This is a genomic window from Butyrivibrio sp. WCD2001 (assembly GCF_000424485.1).
Classification (GTDB): domain Bacteria; phylum Bacillota; class Clostridia; order Lachnospirales; family Lachnospiraceae; genus Butyrivibrio.
In genome coordinates, this window is the sequence record NZ_KE384200.1 from 311,927 (window position 1) to 328,216 (window position 16,290).

At 41.8% G+C, this 16,290-nt stretch carries 18 protein-coding genes and 4 tRNA genes; 18 read left to right on the plus strand and 4 right to left on the minus strand.

Going from position 1 to position 16,290, the window contains the following annotated elements:
* The 7 genes from G630_RS23000 to G630_RS0119295 form a co-directional block, all read left to right on the plus strand.
* The coding region (locus tag G630_RS23000; RefSeq protein ID WP_044959918.1) for a hypothetical protein at window positions 1–927 on the plus strand (927 nt) is incomplete at its 5' end.
* 178 nt (window positions 928–1,105) lie between these two features.
* Window positions 1,106–1,179, plus strand: a tRNA-Arg gene (locus G630_RS0119270).
* A gap of 7 nt (window positions 1,180–1,186) precedes the next feature.
* Window positions 1,187–1,260: transfer RNA gene (locus G630_RS0119275), tRNA-His, on the plus strand.
* A gap of 110 nt (window positions 1,261–1,370) precedes the next feature.
* Window positions 1,371–1,442, plus strand: a tRNA-Gln gene (locus tag G630_RS0119280).
* A 38-nt stretch (window positions 1,443–1,480) separates the two neighbouring features.
* A tRNA-Lys gene (locus G630_RS0119285) sits at window positions 1,481–1,553 on the plus strand.
* A gap of 319 nt (window positions 1,554–1,872) precedes the next feature.
* Window positions 1,873–2,649, plus strand: coding sequence for a peptidoglycan editing factor PgeF (pgeF, locus tag G630_RS23005; RefSeq protein ID WP_044928754.1), 777 nt, complete (start codon window positions 1,873–1,875; stop codon window positions 2,647–2,649).
* A 49-nt stretch (window positions 2,650–2,698) separates the two neighbouring features.
* The gene (locus G630_RS0119295) at window positions 2,699–3,868 is read left to right on the plus strand and encodes a hypothetical protein (RefSeq protein WP_026499505.1); all 1,170 of its coding nucleotides are present in this window, start codon (window positions 2,699–2,701) and stop codon (window positions 3,866–3,868) included.
* A 30-nt stretch (window positions 3,869–3,898) separates the two neighbouring features.
* Here the strand turns inward: G630_RS0119295 and G630_RS0119300 are convergent, their stop codons facing one another.
* Window positions 3,899–4,243: a winged helix-turn-helix transcriptional regulator gene (locus G630_RS0119300; RefSeq protein ID WP_044959920.1), complete on the minus strand. Its 345-nt coding sequence runs from the start codon at window positions 4,241–4,243 to the stop codon at window positions 3,899–3,901.
* Between the two features lie 331 nt (window positions 4,244–4,574).
* On the opposite strand from G630_RS0119300, the gene G630_RS23010 reads away from it, so the two are divergent.
* Together G630_RS23010 and G630_RS0119315 are read left to right on the plus strand one after the other, a co-directional pair.
* Window positions 4,575–4,796, plus strand: coding sequence for a hypothetical protein (locus tag G630_RS23010; protein ID WP_044959923.1), 222 nt, complete (start codon window positions 4,575–4,577; stop codon window positions 4,794–4,796).
* Window positions 4,789–5,088 carry a type II toxin-antitoxin system RelE/ParE family toxin gene (locus tag G630_RS0119315; protein ID WP_155832040.1) on the plus strand — a complete coding sequence of 100 codons (300 nt, stop codon included), beginning with the start codon at window positions 4,789–4,791 and terminating at the stop codon, window positions 5,086–5,088. Before G630_RS23010 ends, G630_RS0119315 begins: the two co-directional genes overlap by 8 nt.
* A gap of 63 nt (window positions 5,089–5,151) precedes the next feature.
* Here the strand turns inward: G630_RS0119315 and G630_RS0119320 are convergent, their stop codons facing one another.
* Window positions 5,152–6,444: an Ig-like domain-containing protein gene (locus G630_RS0119320; protein WP_026499508.1), complete on the minus strand. Its 1,293-nt coding sequence runs from the start codon at window positions 6,442–6,444 to the stop codon at window positions 5,152–5,154.
* A gap of 63 nt (window positions 6,445–6,507) precedes the next feature.
* Here G630_RS0119320 and G630_RS25565 point away from each other — a divergent pair, with 63 nt between their 5' ends.
* Entirely contained in the window at window positions 6,508–6,645 is a 138-nt protein-coding gene (locus G630_RS25565; RefSeq protein WP_242829969.1) for a DUF4869 domain-containing protein, read from the plus strand.
* Between the two features lie 54 nt (window positions 6,646–6,699).
* Here G630_RS25565 and G630_RS23015 read toward each other — a convergent pair whose 3' ends face one another.
* Window positions 6,700–6,915, minus strand: coding sequence for a winged helix-turn-helix transcriptional regulator (locus tag G630_RS23015; RefSeq protein WP_330363849.1), 216 nt, complete (start codon window positions 6,913–6,915; stop codon window positions 6,700–6,702).
* A gap of 34 nt (window positions 6,916–6,949) precedes the next feature.
* On the opposite strand from G630_RS23015, the gene G630_RS24510 reads away from it, so the two are divergent.
* From G630_RS24510 to G630_RS0119345, 4 genes are read left to right on the plus strand one after another with little or no spacing between them, the layout of a single operon-like run.
* Complete coding sequence (locus G630_RS24510) at window positions 6,950–7,240, plus strand: DUF7010 family protein (RefSeq protein ID WP_081668068.1); 291 nt, start codon at window positions 6,950–6,952, stop codon at window positions 7,238–7,240.
* Window positions 7,241–7,426, plus strand: a complete 186-nt coding sequence (locus G630_RS25570) for a hypothetical protein (protein WP_242829970.1) — start codon at window positions 7,241–7,243, stop codon at window positions 7,424–7,426. It begins immediately after the preceding gene.
* Complete coding sequence (locus G630_RS23020) at window positions 7,414–7,980, plus strand: class I SAM-dependent methyltransferase (RefSeq protein ID WP_242829971.1); 567 nt, start codon at window positions 7,414–7,416, stop codon at window positions 7,978–7,980. Before G630_RS25570 ends, G630_RS23020 begins: the two co-directional genes overlap by 13 nt.
* Before the next feature lie 57 nt (window positions 7,981–8,037).
* Window positions 8,038–8,805, plus strand: a complete 768-nt coding sequence (locus G630_RS0119345; protein ID WP_044959925.1) for a YdcF family protein — start codon at window positions 8,038–8,040, stop codon at window positions 8,803–8,805.
* Window positions 8,806–8,861: 56 nt separating this feature from the next.
* Here the strand turns inward: G630_RS0119345 and G630_RS0119350 are convergent, their stop codons facing one another.
* Complete coding sequence (locus G630_RS0119350) at window positions 8,862–10,175, minus strand: 1-acyl-sn-glycerol-3-phosphate acyltransferase (protein ID WP_026499511.1); 1,314 nt, start codon at window positions 10,173–10,175, stop codon at window positions 8,862–8,864.
* A 157-nt stretch (window positions 10,176–10,332) separates the two neighbouring features.
* Between G630_RS0119350 and G630_RS0119355 the strand changes: the two genes are divergently transcribed.
* The 4 genes from G630_RS0119355 (at window position 10,333) to G630_RS0119370 (ending at window position 16,132) form a co-directional block, all read left to right on the plus strand.
* Window positions 10,333–11,619: an alpha-amylase family glycosyl hydrolase gene (locus tag G630_RS0119355; protein ID WP_026499512.1), complete on the plus strand. Its 1,287-nt coding sequence runs from the start codon at window positions 10,333–10,335 to the stop codon at window positions 11,617–11,619.
* A 122-nt stretch (window positions 11,620–11,741) separates the two neighbouring features.
* Window positions 11,742–14,783 carry an InlB B-repeat-containing protein gene (locus G630_RS0119360; RefSeq protein WP_026499513.1) on the plus strand — a complete coding sequence of 1,014 codons (3,042 nt, stop codon included), beginning with the start codon at window positions 11,742–11,744 and terminating at the stop codon, window positions 14,781–14,783.
* 30 nt (window positions 14,784–14,813) lie between these two features.
* Window positions 14,814–15,197, plus strand: coding sequence for a hypothetical protein (locus G630_RS0119365; RefSeq protein WP_026499514.1), 384 nt, complete (start codon window positions 14,814–14,816; stop codon window positions 15,195–15,197).
* The gene (locus G630_RS0119370) at window positions 15,197–16,132 is read left to right on the plus strand and encodes a DUF1848 domain-containing protein (protein ID WP_026499515.1); all 936 of its coding nucleotides are present in this window, start codon (window positions 15,197–15,199) and stop codon (window positions 16,130–16,132) included. Before G630_RS0119365 ends, G630_RS0119370 begins: the two co-directional genes overlap by 1 nt.
* The last annotated feature ends 158 nt before the right edge of the window (window positions 16,133–16,290 follow it).

Below are 16,290 nucleotides of genomic sequence, written 5' to 3' on the forward strand. Positions count from 1 at the left end.
GTAGAGGAAGCACCCGCAGCAGAGGCAGAGATTCCTGTAGTAGAAGAAGCACCTGCAGCAGAAGCAGAGATTCCCGCAGCCGATATAGAAATACCTGCAGATATAGAAATTCCTGCGGCTGAGGAAGCCCCTGCACCAGAAATTGAGATCCCTGTAGCAGAGGAAGTACCAGCAGAAGCAGAGATTCCCGCAGTAGATATAGAAATGCCTGTAGATATAGAGATACCTGCCGATATAGAGATACCTGTAGCGGAAGAGCCCCCTGCAGAGGAGATTCCTGTAGCAGAGGAAACTCCCGAAGCTATGGATTCCGACATATCTCTGATGGATATAGAAGGCTCTGCTGAGGAGCCGGCAGAGGAAGCGCCAGAACTTTCTCCTGAAGAGGAACTTGCAAGGCTTAGCGAGCCAATTGTTGATGAAAGCATGAGTAAAGAGGCAGCGTCGGAAGGAACTGAAGAAGAACTTCAGATCGATTTGCCGGAGCTTGACCTTGATATACCTGAGATTATTATTCCTGAAGAGGAGATGCTGCAAACTGAGGAAGACAGAGCACTTGAAGAAGAGCCCGAGCAGGCAGAAGATTTTGTTCCCGAAATCATGGATGACATGGACCAGGCGACAGAATCAATGGTTGGAACAGCCGGCGACATCAAGGACTTCCTCAAGGAAGAAGATTTCGAGTTCACAGAGATCACATCCGATGGCAGCGTTGAAATCATACTTATAAAAATGGAAGATGACGACGTACTTTGCATCGAGTACGAAGATGATGAATTCCTTTCACTCATATCTCATTATGAGAAAGATGGAAATTGCAGCTACAAAGACGTGCTGGATTCATTCATCAAGGATTCCATCAGCAAAGGTATAAGCTACAAAATAACCCGTTCCAAAGGTGGCAGAACCGTTAGCAGATACAATTAAGTACGGTCATTAGGAAAAACGGTTGCCTTACAATATCGGAAGAATTCACAATTTATGCGGCTTTCATCTATGAAATATAAAATAAAAACAATTAATTAGAAAAAATGCATTTTTCATATTGACATTGATTGGACTCTACTTTATACTTTATAGATGTCGCCGCGTGGTTGCGATATATGTGTCCGTAGCTCAGCTGGATAGAGCAACGGCCTTCTAAGCCGTGGGTCGGGGGTTCGAATCCCTTCGGGCACATTTTGTGGTGGCTATAGCGTAGTTGGTTAACGCGCCAGATTGTGGTTCTGGAGACCGAGGGTTCGAGTCCCTCTAGCCACCCTTTTATATTTTAGGGCAATAACTTCTAGATTATATATTCAATCTAAGTTATTATTGTATTAGAATTTCGTTTGCGATTTTCTAGCACCGAGCGTGGTTGCTGTGTATAATGGGCTATCGCCAAGCGGTAAGGCACAGCACTTTGACTGCTGCACTCGTGGGTTCGAATCCCGCTAGCCCAGTTTTTTGATATATTACTGCTTTTGCAGTTTATATATATGAGATACTAGCTCAGTTGGTAGAGCACTTGACTTTTAATCAAGTTGTCGTGGGTTCGATTCCCACGTGTCTCATTAGAAGCGCTTAACTATTATGGTTGAGCGCTTTTTTGTATTTTTGTATATGAAAAAGGTCTGACATCATCAAAGTACAGCAATCTATGGAACATCTGTATGCAGAACCAATAAAGATGTCTGCTGCGTAGAAAAAGCATCTGGATCAAACGCACCCGTGATTAAAAAAATTGGTGTTTATGCCGATAAAATATATATTGGAAATATGAATTCGGAACAAAGGCTAATATAAAAATCCAGTATACTTTGGAGGTAATGCAATGAAATTTAGAAAGTTTATTGCTTTAGTGGTATTGCTTATATGAATTGGGGAAATAATATGTCAGAGATAAATACAATAAAATCATCAATAATATCATATCCTCACGGCTTTTCAACAAGAACCGGAGGGGTGAGTGAAGGGATATTTGAATCACTCAATCTGGGCATGAACAGGGGTGATGATCCTGAGAATGTTAAAGAGAATTATCATAGATTTCTAAAATCCTGTGGCATAGAAGCTGAGGAGTTCGTCTGCGGGCAGCAGGTGCATGGGAATAACGTGATGATAGTAGGAAAAGAGCATGCGAGAAAGCCCTACGGCTATGATGAGCTTTTTCAGGCTGACGGGTATGTAACTGCCGGGTCAGGTGTACCGTTGGTTATTTTTATCGCGGACTGCATTCCACTCTTGATGGCAGATGAGGAGGCAGGTGTCGTTGCTGCGGTACACAGCGGATGGCGCAGTACTGTACAGGACATCGAGAGAGAAGCCGTTAACAAAATGTTAAGCCTTGGTGCCACGAAGGACCATATCAAGGCATGCATAGGTCCTGCTATAGGCAGATGCTGTTTCGAAGTTGGAGAGGAAGTTATTGAGGAAGTAAACAGCTTGCTGGAAGGCGATGCCGCTGATCTATATAACCGAAAAGATAACGGGAAATTTATGCTTGACCTGAAAGGTGTAGTAAAGAGAAGCATGCTTAATACCGGCCTGTCCGAAAAAAATATTGATATCATCGAAGACTGTACCATGTGTATGCCGCATAAATACTGGTCTCACAGATATACCGGCGGTAACCGCGGAAGTCAGGCTGCTATAATAATGAAAAGATAAAGGTCTTTTTGGGAAGGAAAAAGGCTGTACTTGGTAAGGAGGGATAAGATTGAATTATTTCTCAGATAAAACAGTAAATCCTGGCAGACAACCTGAAATTGACATTTCGAAGGCTATTTGTATTGTTTTAATGATTTTAATTCATGCATATATGGCGAGTTCAGGAGGTTATCATGGTATTATAACCGGATTGCTTGGGTATGGTGCAGGCTTTTTGGGGGCAGGCACATTCATGATATGCATGGGAATCGGTATGCGCTACTCCCAAAAACAGGATGCCTCAAGTAATCTTTATCGTGGTATTTTATTGCTTACGATCGGTCAGGTTTTGAATCTTCTACGTGCAGGTATTCCGGGGCTGATAGCTTATAAGGCAACAGGGAATCAGAACTTCATCCCATACATGTTGGGGGTAATAGATAGTGACATCATCACTTTTGCCGGTCTTGCATTTATCTTAATGGCTCTGCTCAAAATGTTAAAGCTTGGCGATGGAGTGATTTTTTTAATAGGAATTATACTCAACTTTCTCATGGTACCATTTTATTCAATAATCGGGACTCCTAAAGATTTTTGGATAAACAAGCTCATTAACTTATTTTTTTTGACTGATAATGCTCTATTTCCGCTGTGTACACATTTTGTATTCGTTGCCTTTGGCTATCTGGTAGGTGGATATTATAGACGTATTATTGATAAAACAATTCTGTCAAAACGTGTATTATTCATTTGTATCCCAATTGTAGTAGTTTACTTTGCGCTTCGGTTTACAGTCCCATTTCCGTTTATGCCAAAGTACGTTCCGGAAGATGAACCTGTATTAGCTACAGACGCATTGGCTGTATGTCTGGATACTCTGATTACTTTTGCTGCCATGTACAAGCTGGTGACTTTACAAAAAATAAAAGTACCGACTATCGTTTTCCATCTATCTAAGCATATAAACGCTTACTATTGCATCAGCGACATCATATTATACGTGTGGGGTATACTGCTTATCGCAACCAGGGGGAGTCTGCTGCCTGCTTCTTTGGTGCATTTTGTCATCGGAATAATAGTAATTGCGGTATGTTATCTTGTTATCGAGATTAATAACAAGATAATCCATTTCTCACCGGGAAAAATGAATAAGGCGGTGCAAATTATCGCATTTTTTGTAATCTGGCTGGCATCTGCTGCTTTATCATTTTATGCTTATCATATATATCAATTGTATTAAGCACCGTTTAGTAGCGGTAACCATTCCAAACTACAAATACTCCTCTCCCCATTTCTTCAGGTCAAGAAGGATGGGGATGAGGCTTTTTGTTTTTGGGGTGAGGTTATACTCAACCCGCACTGGCATCTCATCATACTGCTTTCTTTCAACGAGTCCGTCTGCTTCAAGTTCCTTCAGGGAATTGGCAAGCATCGTGTTAGTGATTCCGTGGATTGAACGGTTTAACTCTCCGTATCTGACAACCTCGTTTTTATCGATGACGCAGAGGATCATGATCTTCCACTTGCCACCAACGGTATCGATAACTTTTTTTAGGCCACAGCCTTTACCTGCGATATCTTCGCAGAGGAGTTCTTTGGTCTCTTTTTTTCTCATGATATTTATTCCTTTATTCAATCAAATTCAAACTACATACTTGGTACAAAATCCATACCACTTATATTATATCCTAAGCTCCCGTGAATTTATACCAAAGAGGTAATTGCTATGGAACTCAAAATCAATGAGCCTTGGATCACCAGCAAAGTCAGATGCCAGAACGGTTACGCTTATATCGACAAGCCTTTTTGGAACACTGAAGCACTGACATAGAATTGGCCGTCAGTACAAATTGCTTATTAGAACTATGTTTAGCAATATAAAAATGATATAATACTATTGTCTATACAGGTGGTGGGGACTACTGAAATAGAAAGGATTTTGTTATATGAGTAATAGAGAAAGAGCTTTAGAGCTTCTTGAGCAGATACCTGATGATAAGCTTTTTTACATCATTGGTATTATGGAAGGAGCGTTGATCCCTGATAGCTATCTCGACGCTTCAATTGATGAATCAATAGCTATATCTGAAAAAGAAATCGAGGAAGGCGCTGACCTGATTCCATTTGATGATGCTTTTGCAGCTTTGAAGGAGAAATATTTTGGATAATTACCAAATAGTCATGACTCCCAGAGCTCGCTTCGAATTAGAAGAAGCATTTGTTGCTATATTAGAACTATCAGCCAGTCTTGATATTGCTGAAAATTATATTGACTCTATCAAAAATGCTGTTGATCAGCTTTCAGCATTCCCTAAAAGAGGAAGAATCAGGGAACGTGGTGAATTTGCCGGAAAAGGTTATAGAGAAATCTATATTAAGGAATACACAGTAATCTACCGTATCAACGAGCAGGCTCTTCAAATTCAGATAGTTGCTATTAAACCTTCATCAATAAAATAATCAGTCTGAAGCCAGCATCTTTAGTTGATGCTGGCTTTTCCGTTAATCATCAGAAGCTTTCTATTATGGATGATATTCTGCATAGCCTTTTAGACGAAATAGGGTCTGCCCTGTAGAGTCCAGCTTGACATAAGCCACTCCTGTCACAGGTATTTCAGTCTGGCCGTATGATGACCTGATATATTTACCATTAGCATCATACAATGTTACTTTAGCAGTGACGTCCACCTGAAGTACCAGGGAAGAGACATTGATATGCTTATAATCCCTTAAATAGGTTACCGCTTTGCTTATATCTACAACCAAATTGTTATAAGTAATTTTAGAATCAGTATTCGCACCTAGAAAAGTGGAATTTGAAACTGCGTTAAAGCTTGGAAAAAGAATAATAGGACGACTTGTATTTGAATAGTCATAATTAAAGGTGTCTTTAGGCGCAAAAAACGATTCATTGCTTTTTAACCATGGATAAAATCCATCAATTACATCGTTGCTATAAGAAGCTGCTAGTAATGTTTTTACCTGATTTATGTCTGCACTATTACTTGTAGCGGGGGTGTTCCCCAGCATTTCTTGAGTCCTTTTTATATGATTGCAATAATTTCCATATTTAGTATCTAAATATGCCATAAATCTGAATCCGGTAGCGTATGAAGTATTGAAGGCATACGTCGTTGGAAACTCATTTTCCATCCAATATTCAAACGTTTGGGTATATACGCTACTTTCCGGACTAATACGTACATCATTTATTGTAGCTTGATAATGCGATAGACCGGATGCATCCTTCATATCTGTTGAACACAATTTTTTTAGAACTTTATAAGCAGTATATTGGGCAAAGCCTTCTGTTAATGTTTTGTTTAAATACCAGTCATGGTACGAGCCCTCAAGGGCATGGGATAGTTCATAAATTATTGCGTATGAGTTTGTGATAAACAGGTCTCCCGAGGAAATATATACATCCGTGCCGGCACAATAAGCTGATCCGGAGACTTCAGACTGAGGGTTTGCAGCAGGATACCCTTTTCCTTTAGCAGCAACAGTAACTGTACATTTGTACTTTTGACCATTGTAAGTAGCTGTGATTTTTGTCTTGCCAACTTTTTTTGCTTTGATTTTTCCTTTTTTTGTAATTGAAGCAATGCTTTTATTTTTGCTTTTCCATTTTACGCTGGACTCTATAGCGTTTTTTAGGCTGATTTCAAATGAATCGCCAACCTCAAGAAATACTTTACTTTCACTTAACTCAATTGCATCGTATGTAGCTGATGCACTCGCGCAGATTGGAGAAGAAAATAAAGAAAAAGGCGCAACATCTACCCAGAAAACAATAATTGATAGTAATGACATCATTATTAGTATTGAAAAATCCGAAAGGTAAAGGGCTTTATTGTGCTTAATATTTTTCTAGGAAAAATGGACGATGCAATTTATCATCCACCGGCATATTTTGATAACACATATGAGGATGACTGGATAACAAATGATTTGTCCGTCCGTATCCAGCAGAGTCCGGTACTGGTAAGCAATGGATTGATTGCTATACTTCTTTAAGTGTGCTGCCAATTCTTTAAATAATTCCAAAACGTAATTTATATTCATAATAGTTTACAAATTCTCCTCTCCCCATTTCTTTAACTCAAGCAGGATGGGAATGAGGCTTTTTGTTTTTGGGGCGAGGTTGTACTCAACTCGCACAGGCATCTCATCATACTGCTTTCTTTCAACGAGGCCGTCTGCTTCCAGTTCCTTCAGGGAGTTGGCCAGCATCGCGTCAGAAAAACAAGTAATTAGTAAGTGCAGAACGGGTTCAAATAAGTGTATTTAGTTCTTCTGTTTATAATTGTGATAGACTGTTATGAGTAGGAAATTGCCCTTTATTCTGGCATCTGTAATAATATGGACGTTGATACTCATAGTAACTTGTCTGGATTTGCCCTTGAATACCAGGAATTTGCTGGTGTTTTGCTGCTCCTGGCTATACAAGTCAGCGGCATATAGAGTAGTTGCCATAGCTTTGCCGATTATGGCTCTCATCGTTGGGCATATCTTTTCGGCGACTGTTTTGGCGGCTGCTTTTGCTATTGTCGAAGTGGCATTTTCAATTGTTCTTTTTCATGAAGTTACGGTTCTAAGCACGGAGGTTTAAATGGCAAAACAAAATATCTACGACAATGAAACATTCTTCAATGAGTACAGTAAACTTCGAGAGCGCGAGGTGAACGCCAACAACCTTTTTGAAATCCCTACGCTTTATGCGCTTATGCCGGATCTGGAAGGAAAAGAGTTCTGGATCTTGGATGCGGAACCGGTGAGCGCTGCATCGACTATCTAAATCGCGGAGCGGTGAAGGTTACGGGCATTGATATATCTGAAAAAATGCTTGCCATGGCGAAGAGCCAAAACAGCGATCCCAGGATTACTTATATAAAAATGCCGATGGAAGATATCGGAACAATCGACGGGGAATTCGACGTTGTGATAAGTTCGCTGGCACTTCATTATGTTGAGGATTTCCAGGGAGTTGTAGCGAATGTTTACAGGCTTTTAAGTGATGGGGGAATCTTTCTCTTTTCACAGGAGCATCCGATTAACACATGCTTTTCAGGAGAGTTTGACAGATGGACCTGCGATGAAAACGGGACAAAGATCTATGCAAATATAGCGAATTACTGCGTTGAGAAAAGCTATGAATCAACCTGGTTTGTCGAAGGAATCCAGAGATATCACAGGATGTTTTCAACTACAATAAATACACTTGCGGACGCTGGATTTAAGATCCTCAGGATTGAGGAGCCTCATGCGACAGAGGAGATCGTGCAGAAGTATCCGGATTACTATGATCTCTACCACAAGCCCGATTTCCTATTTGTGAAAGCGTGCAAGTGAGCACTTTGGTTTGCACATTTTTAATTTACTAAACATGAAAGACTTACATAAAAAACTATGACTAAGAAGAACACTTTTATCAGAATTATTTTCCTTACTTTGACAGCAATTTGTCTCATATATTCCGTGAGCATTTATCTGGTAGCAAGTGGGACTTTTTCTTTTGTAATATGGCTTGTAGGCGCAGCATTTTTTGCACTGCTATGGTTTTTATCAGGAAAAGAGCGGTGGAACAAAATCCCCAAAGCGCTGCGGATTATAATGACTTCAGTAATTGCTATAGGAGCCGTGGTATTTATTGTCTGCGAGGGCATGATACTAAGCCATTTTAACGACAAGGGCGAAGAGAATCTTGATTACATCATCGTCCTCGGGGCTCAGATGAGGGACTTTGGACCCAGCATCATTTTCAAATACAGACTCGATGCTGCGCGTGATTATCTTGAGAAAAATCCGAATACGATATGTATTGTCTCGGGAGCGCAGGCTGCGAATGAGCCTGTAAGTGAGGGCGAAGGCGGAAGGGACTACCTGATATCGCTGGGAATCCCGGAGAACCGGGTTATCGCTGAAACAAAGGCTGTTGATACAACAGAGAACATAGCCTACTCGCTGGAACTTATCGGAGATGAGGCATTGGAAAAGAATCTGAAAATCGGGATAGTTACGAACAACTTCCATGTTTTCAGAGGTGTACAACTTGCAAAATCAATGAGTGATGAGGCGATATGCGGAATAGCTGCGTACACTAGGCCGTGGTATCTCCCCAACAACATGGTCAGAGAGTACTTCGGGATAATAAGAGATTTTAGAATCATGTTCTAAAAATAACGTTATTACGACAATGGTTATCGCAGAACTCGCCGACATGCCATTTGCGATTAAATCGCCGCACTCGCTGACTTCACATTCTGAGGAATGTTCAATTTATATATTTCTTCTGCGGCGAGGCGCACCTTGGCCACATTGATGCTTTTATCCTTGGGGAAGCAGTAGTACTGCTCGTTCATGTTGCCGATGCTGATCATGTCACCGATTTCGTACCAGTAATAGTCTGCATAGAGCGAATAGGAAATCTTTGCAGACTGCTGATAGTCAAGCTCTCCGCCGCAGCCTGTGAGGGAGAAGCCGTTCTTATTATGTATAAGACGTCCCTCGCCGACGCGGTAAGCAGCACGAGTATCTTTCACAACAATGATGTCTACGGGAATGTCCAGATAGTATCTGCCGTCTGTGACTTCCTTTTTTATGCAATCACGTTCCCACCTGTACCAGTCTGATACATATGAAAAATCGTAGCCTCCCTGTGGCATAGATACGCCCAGAGTTTGGCATTCAAGCTCGCCGCTTTCCGCAAGCTCCCAGTTTGTATGGCATGAGCTGCAGACAAGCGTGATACCGCTTCCTTTCAGAACGCGCTCTTTTCCGCAGACAGGGCACCTGAAAAGAACTCTCTCAAGACCGTCGGCCCTGAAAGGCTCTGTGATTTTGATCCCATTTTCACGCTGCCAGTGCCAGTGGTCGAAGGAAAATTCTTTTTTTATAATGTCGCCCAACTCGCCGGCACTCATGCTCTCAATTTCAGAAGGTGAGAGCAGATACTTCACTTTGGCGGTGACCGTCACATCGCGCTTTTGCAGCCCGTTATAGAGCGGATCACGATGAAAAGCGCCGGTGGTTGTAACTATGATAACAGGCACCTTGAAGAGCTTCAGACTTTTGCCGATGCTCGAAAGAAGGCCTGTTGCTGTGCCGTCGAAGCTATAGCTAGCCTCAGGGTACATGAGGACAGACTCTTTCAGATCCCTGAAGCAGTACATCATATCCTTCACCAGCGGAAGATCCGTGATAAACTTTCGGGCGGGTATGCATCCCAGACGCCTAAGAAGCCACTCTTTTCCCACGAAGCCGTCCAGCGTCGTTACGATATGGAACGGTCTGTCTGCGAAAATCGTCGCTGCAATCTCAAGGTCAGTACTCGATGAATGGTTCATCAGAATCAGGCAGGGCTCGTTCTTTCCGAGCTTCTCCATGCCCTCTGAAGTATAGGAAAAACGGCAATCCTCGAGATCCTTTTTGGATACGGTTTTCATAAGAAACTTCCAGAAGGCAGTCTGCCTGCAGGGCTTCTTGTTCTTGTATGGATTAAGAGCGGAGACCTCCGCGTAGCTCTTTGATTTGATCTTGATCTTCATTGAATACTCCCCAACAAAACAATACATTTTAATATAGTAATAATAACACATTTGACAGATGAATCTTGTATAATTGATTTATGTGAATTCGATATATGTGAGTTCAGCTTAGACGCTTTGAATGCGTAGCTGAATGGAAAGAACAGGGGGATACATAATGGCTTCAAATACTTCAAAGAGTCTTAGAAATTCAGTACTTTATCAGATTTTCGTTCGTAATTACAGCAAGGAGGGAACCTTTGCACAGGTGGAAGCGGATCTTGACCGTATCAAGTCGCTTGGCACAGACATAATTTACCTGATGCCGATTCATCCTATCGGAGAAAAGGCAAGGAAGGGTTCACTCGGCTCACCCTATGCGATCAGCGATTACCGCGCGGTGAATCCGGAGTTCGGAACGCTGGAGGATTTTAAGAACCTCGTAGATGCTATCCATAAGAAGGGAATGAAGTGCATCATCGATGTCGTCTATAATCACACGTCACCTGATTCTGTTCTGGCAAAAGATCATCCGGAGTGGTTTTTCCATAAAGAGGACGGCTCCTTTGGCAATCATGTGGGCGACTGGAGCGACATCATAGATCTCGACTACACCGATGAGCAGCTCTGGGATTACCAGATAGAGACGCTGATGTACTGGGCGAAAATCGTTGACGGTTTCCGCTGCGACGTGGCGCCGATGGTTCCGATAGAATTCTGGGAGAGGGCAAGAAAAGAGGTGGCACAGGTCTGTCCCGACTGCATCTGGCTTGCTGAGTCGGTGGAATATTCCTTTTTGACTTACCTTAGGGGCTGCGGCATAACTGCGCTCAGCGACGGTGAGATTTTCAGAGCCTTCGATCTTAGCTATGACTACGACGTATATCCAAGTCTTGCAGGATACTTATGCGGTGAGAAGGAACTGAAGGATTATCTTGAGGGACTTAATCGCCAGGAGGTCATCTATCCCGCGAATTATATTAAGCTCCATTTCCTTGAAAACCACGATCAGACCAGAGCGCATTTCCTGATTCCGGATGAAAAGGCGCTCAGGAATTTCACGGCGTTCCTGTTCTTCCAGAAGGGAATCCCGTTCATCTACGCGGGCCAGGAGTTTGGCGCATCCCACCTGCCAAGCCTCTTTGATAAGGATACGATTTCACTTAGACCTGAAGACGGCATAGATATGACTGATTTCATACGCACGCTCAGCTTTATTAAAAAGGACGCGATTTTCGCAGATGGAATATTTGAGTGCAAAGCATCCGAGAATGATACAGTAGTTGCAACCCTCACACATGGTGAGAAGAAGGCTGTAGGTGTGTTCGCACTTAAGGCACAGACCTCAAACGTCCGCGTGCCGCTTCCAGACGGGATTTACAAGAACCTCATAGACGGCAGCGATGTGGAAGTATTCCGCGGCGGAGTGAAGTGCTACGGCGAACCGATGATAATATTAAAATGATTATTTGATTTTTCTTATAAAACCGCTTGTGGCATATTCTTTTTATTGACGCAATCATATAAAAGATGTAAAATGATGCACGGCGCGTTAAGTGTGATTATGCCACGAGGGGTTTATATTAGATGAATATAAATACATTCAAAAGGAAATCGATTATTCTCGCAGCAGCAGTATGTGCTGCATCACTTTTTTTACCCATAAACGATTATAAAATAGAAGCAAAAGCCGAAACGAATATTTCTGCAAATTTTCCGACCAATGATATTCCGGAGCTTCCTGAGCCTGAGGTAAAACAGCTTGAAACCGTTGATAAAGGCGCACTGGGGATTAGACCGCGTAACATGCCTAATCTCAATACCGGAGTAAAGACCGGACTTCACTATACATACCTTGATGACACAGAGAAAAAACTATACAGAGCACTTATTGCAGCCTGTGATCATGTTGCTCCATATGAGACAGAGAACATATCGATAGATAGTGAATATGTAATACCGCTGGTTCTGAACTCATCAAGCAAGTTTAGTTATACAACACTTCAATATCATAGGGCAGTATATGCGGCCAAATATGATCACTGCGATCTGGTTCAGTTGCAGCTATGCAGTATTCATTTCTATTGGCAGATCACATCATATGGGTCTTCTACAAAGCTGTATAACCACTATGTTTATCTTAAGTCAGAAGTACCTTCTTATGATCAGGCAAAATTTAATCAGATGACTGCTGAGCTTCAGGCAAAAAGGAGAAATATCCTTTCCGATAGCTCTGTACAAAATGCTGCCGGAATTATTGGAAAAGAGCTGGCAGTTCACGATAAACTCATAGACATTAATACATATGATTATGAATGTGCTAATACGGACAATCATTATGATATCGGGCAGACTGCGTATGGAGCGCTGGTAAAGGGAACTTCTGTCTGTGAAGGTTACGCTATGGGGCTTGTCTATCTCCTTGAAGGGATAGATGTTGACTCAATGGTTGTAATAGGAAATGCAGGAGGTTTACATGCCTGGAATATTGTGAAAATCGACGGCGCCTGGTATGAAACCGATCCGACCTGGGATGATTATGAACCTGAATCATCGCGTCCTGAGGAATTTGTAAGAGAAAGATCACATGCTTATTATCATCTTACAACAGTGCAGATAACTGCTTATAAAAAAACAATCTCAGCAGGTGGTTACAGAACCGTAATAGATAACACGCATATCAGGACTTCAGAATCGGAAAATTATCCGGAGGCGACAGCTACAAAGTACTCATATGAAAATGTTAAGAAAATAGTTGGCGGCGAGGGTACCGAAGTCAGCAATGTTCCTGTAACGGGAGTAAACTTTTTATCAGATAAATTGAAGGTATCAAAGGGAACGACAGGAACGCTTGATGTACAGATAATACCTTCAAATGCAACAGATAAAACTCTTTTCTATGAAAGCTCCGATGATGAAGTTATTACTGTGGACCAAAGCGGAAATTATACAGCATTAGTGCCGGGATATGCAACGATAACAGTAAGGACACCCGATGGTAAGAACAGCTCAAGTATTGAGGTTGCTGTATCTGATGAATCAGGAAAATATCCGGTAAAGTCACTTCAGTTATCTGCAAATTCAGTAAAAGGATATGTTGGCGATCAGGGTATATTGACCTGCACTTTTGAGTCAGAGGATCCTTCAAAGAATAGTCTGATATGGACTACGTCGGACAGCGACGTTGTGAGCATTGAGGATTTAGGCGAAGGAAAAGCGAGATATACCATAAATAATAGTGGCTATTCTACAGTAGAAGTTAAGTCTGATGATGGAAAATGTAAGGCGACCTGTAACTTTAATGCTTCCATAAGGCAGGTAAAGGTAACTCTTGATTATAACTACGATGGTATAAAAAGAGAGAATACATTATATTATGGAGAAAAATACGGCTACACATTATCCGGATGTTACAGGGATGGCTATAACTTTGAAGGTTGGTATACAGACAGGACAGGTGGAGAAAGAGTAACAAGTTCTTCAACGGTCTCTGTGAAAACCGAGCATACATTATATGCACGCTGGAAAGTTCAGGCGTTTACTATGTATTTTTATACAGGTTCCGGACGGTTCCCGGATGGAACAAGTACCTATAGGCTATCTGTAAATTACGGAGAGACGATAGATTTTTCTTCTGTGCCTACGCCTGTTTGTCAGGGATTTGAGTTTGCCGGATGGGCAGATTATTATAACAATGTTATTCCCAGTGACAGTATTGCCACCGGTAGTCAAGAATTTTATGCCAAGTGGCTCGAAGTAGGATTTGAAATTACATTTGATGCTAACGGCGGATCGTTCTCAAATGGTGAGACCACTATTACCGGGATATATCCTGTTTATAACTCGCTGTCTGAAAGAGATTACGAAGTACCTGTAAGAGAAGGCTATGAATTTTCCGGATGGGCAGAAAAGCCGAATGGCCTTGCTGGCAATAGGTATGTTTATACAACACAAAATATGACATATTATGCTGTTTGGCAGGAGCCATACAGCGGGTACGAAAGTTCAGAGGAAGAGCAAAACAACACGTATTCCAATAATTCGGAAAATGAAAATGCAGACTATTATCAGGAAGAAGATTTTGAAAATTCTTATATAAACAATTCTCATGAAGAGAATTATGATAATCCTTATGCAAATAATTCTTCCGAAGAAGATATGGGAAATGACCAGCTAATTATTTTCGATAATAACGAAAATGATAATCTCATATCATCCAACAATTGTAACTACGAAATAACAGGCTCAGAAAATGTTACTGCGGTTTCTGAAGATAGTGACGCGACATCTGTAGTAATAAGTGATACGATTTCACATAAGGGTAAGAACTATACAGTTACCGAAATCAGAAGTAATGCATTTAGAAATCGAACAAAGCTTAAGAGTCTTGTTGTTGGAAGAAATATTCAAAAGATTGGATCCGGTGCATTTAGTGGGTGCAAGAACCTTGGAAAAATAACAATAAGGGGTAATAACCTAAAATCCATTGGTTCAGGAAGCTTTAGGGGAATCAAAAAAGGCGCCAGAATCACGGTGGTTTGTAAGGATAAAAAGACGTACAATAAGCTTGTTAAGAAACTGAAGAAAGCCGGTGCTAAAAAAGCAAAGTTCAAATTCAAAAAGGGTTAATGGTTGATAACATTTGAAATGAGGGGAAAGATGAGAGTAATCAACCTGGAAGACGAACCGATTAAGCACAGAAAAATTTGCAACGAGCTCGAAAAGGTTCGCATTAAGGAAGACGATATCGACTGGGTAACCAATCTTGAGGACGGAATAGAGAAAATCCGGGAAGCAATCGAGAGTGGAAAGCCTTACGACATTGCGGTCACCGATATGTACTACCCGGAAAGACCAGGCTCGGGAGATGCTCCCTCCGGAGAGGCCTTTATATCAAAAATGAAAGAGTTTGGTATAGACATCCCGATCATTCTCATATCGTCGCAGAATCTGAGGGTTCCCGGAATCCTGGGAACAGTCTATTTTTTGGAAAACAGCGACTGGGAAGATGATTTGCAGATGCTGGTTAGGAAGATACAATAATGATTATTCAGACAGGCTCGCGTACCGACATCCCGGCTTTTTATGCAGACTGGTTTGCAAACAGGCTAAGGGACGGCTATGTCTACGTGCGAAATCCCTACAACATGACTTATGTCACCAAATTCATATTGCATCCGTCGGTGGTGGACCTCATAAGCTTTTGCTCCAAGAATCCCGCGCCGATGCTGAAGTATCTTGATCTCCTAAGACCCTATGGGATGTACTGGTATGTGACTATCACCGGTTATGGAAAAGATGTTGAGCCAAATGTCCCGGAGATTCACGAGGTTATAGATACCTTCAAAAGACTCTCTGAATTCGCGGGCGTGGACTCCATGGGATGGAGATATGATCCGATTTTCCTGGATGAAAAATATACGAGAGATTATCACCTCACGAAGTTCTCGGAGATCGCAGCTGCGCTTGACGGCTACACTGAAAACTGCGTCATAAGCTTCATCGACATATATCAGAAGGTGAAGAAGAATTTCCCGGAGGCAAAGCCACTTGAAAAAGCAGACCGTTTGTATATGGGAGAGCACATGGCGAAGATAGCAAGAGAGCACGGTATGACACTTCGCCCCTGCAGCGAGGGAAACGAACTTGAAGTATTCGGCGCCGACTGCAGCGGCTGCATGACTCAGCCCATTTATGAAAAGGCTGTCCATAATACGATGGTCTTCCCTAAGGTGAAAAATGCCAGAAATACTTGCGCATGCTTCCTTGGAAACGACATCGGTATGTACAACACCTGCCTTCACATGTGTCGCTATTGCTACGCCAACTACGATGCGGAGACGGTGATGAAAAATAACGCTAATCATGATCCGGATTCCCCGCTCCTTATCGGCAACATCAGACCGGAAGATGAGGTTCATACTGTTGAGCAGAAGAGTTGGATTGACGGGCAGTTGTCGTTGTTTAATATGTTTTGATGGAAAAGAGAATATAAAGGTAAATTGCCGGCAGTAGATCATAGATTGGTCTACTGCTTTTTGATTTCTAAAAGATGAATAAACTTTTATGTAATCATGATGAAATGCGAGTTTGTATGTGAGAAAATTAAGTGTGTGCATGATTTTTGTAAGATCGA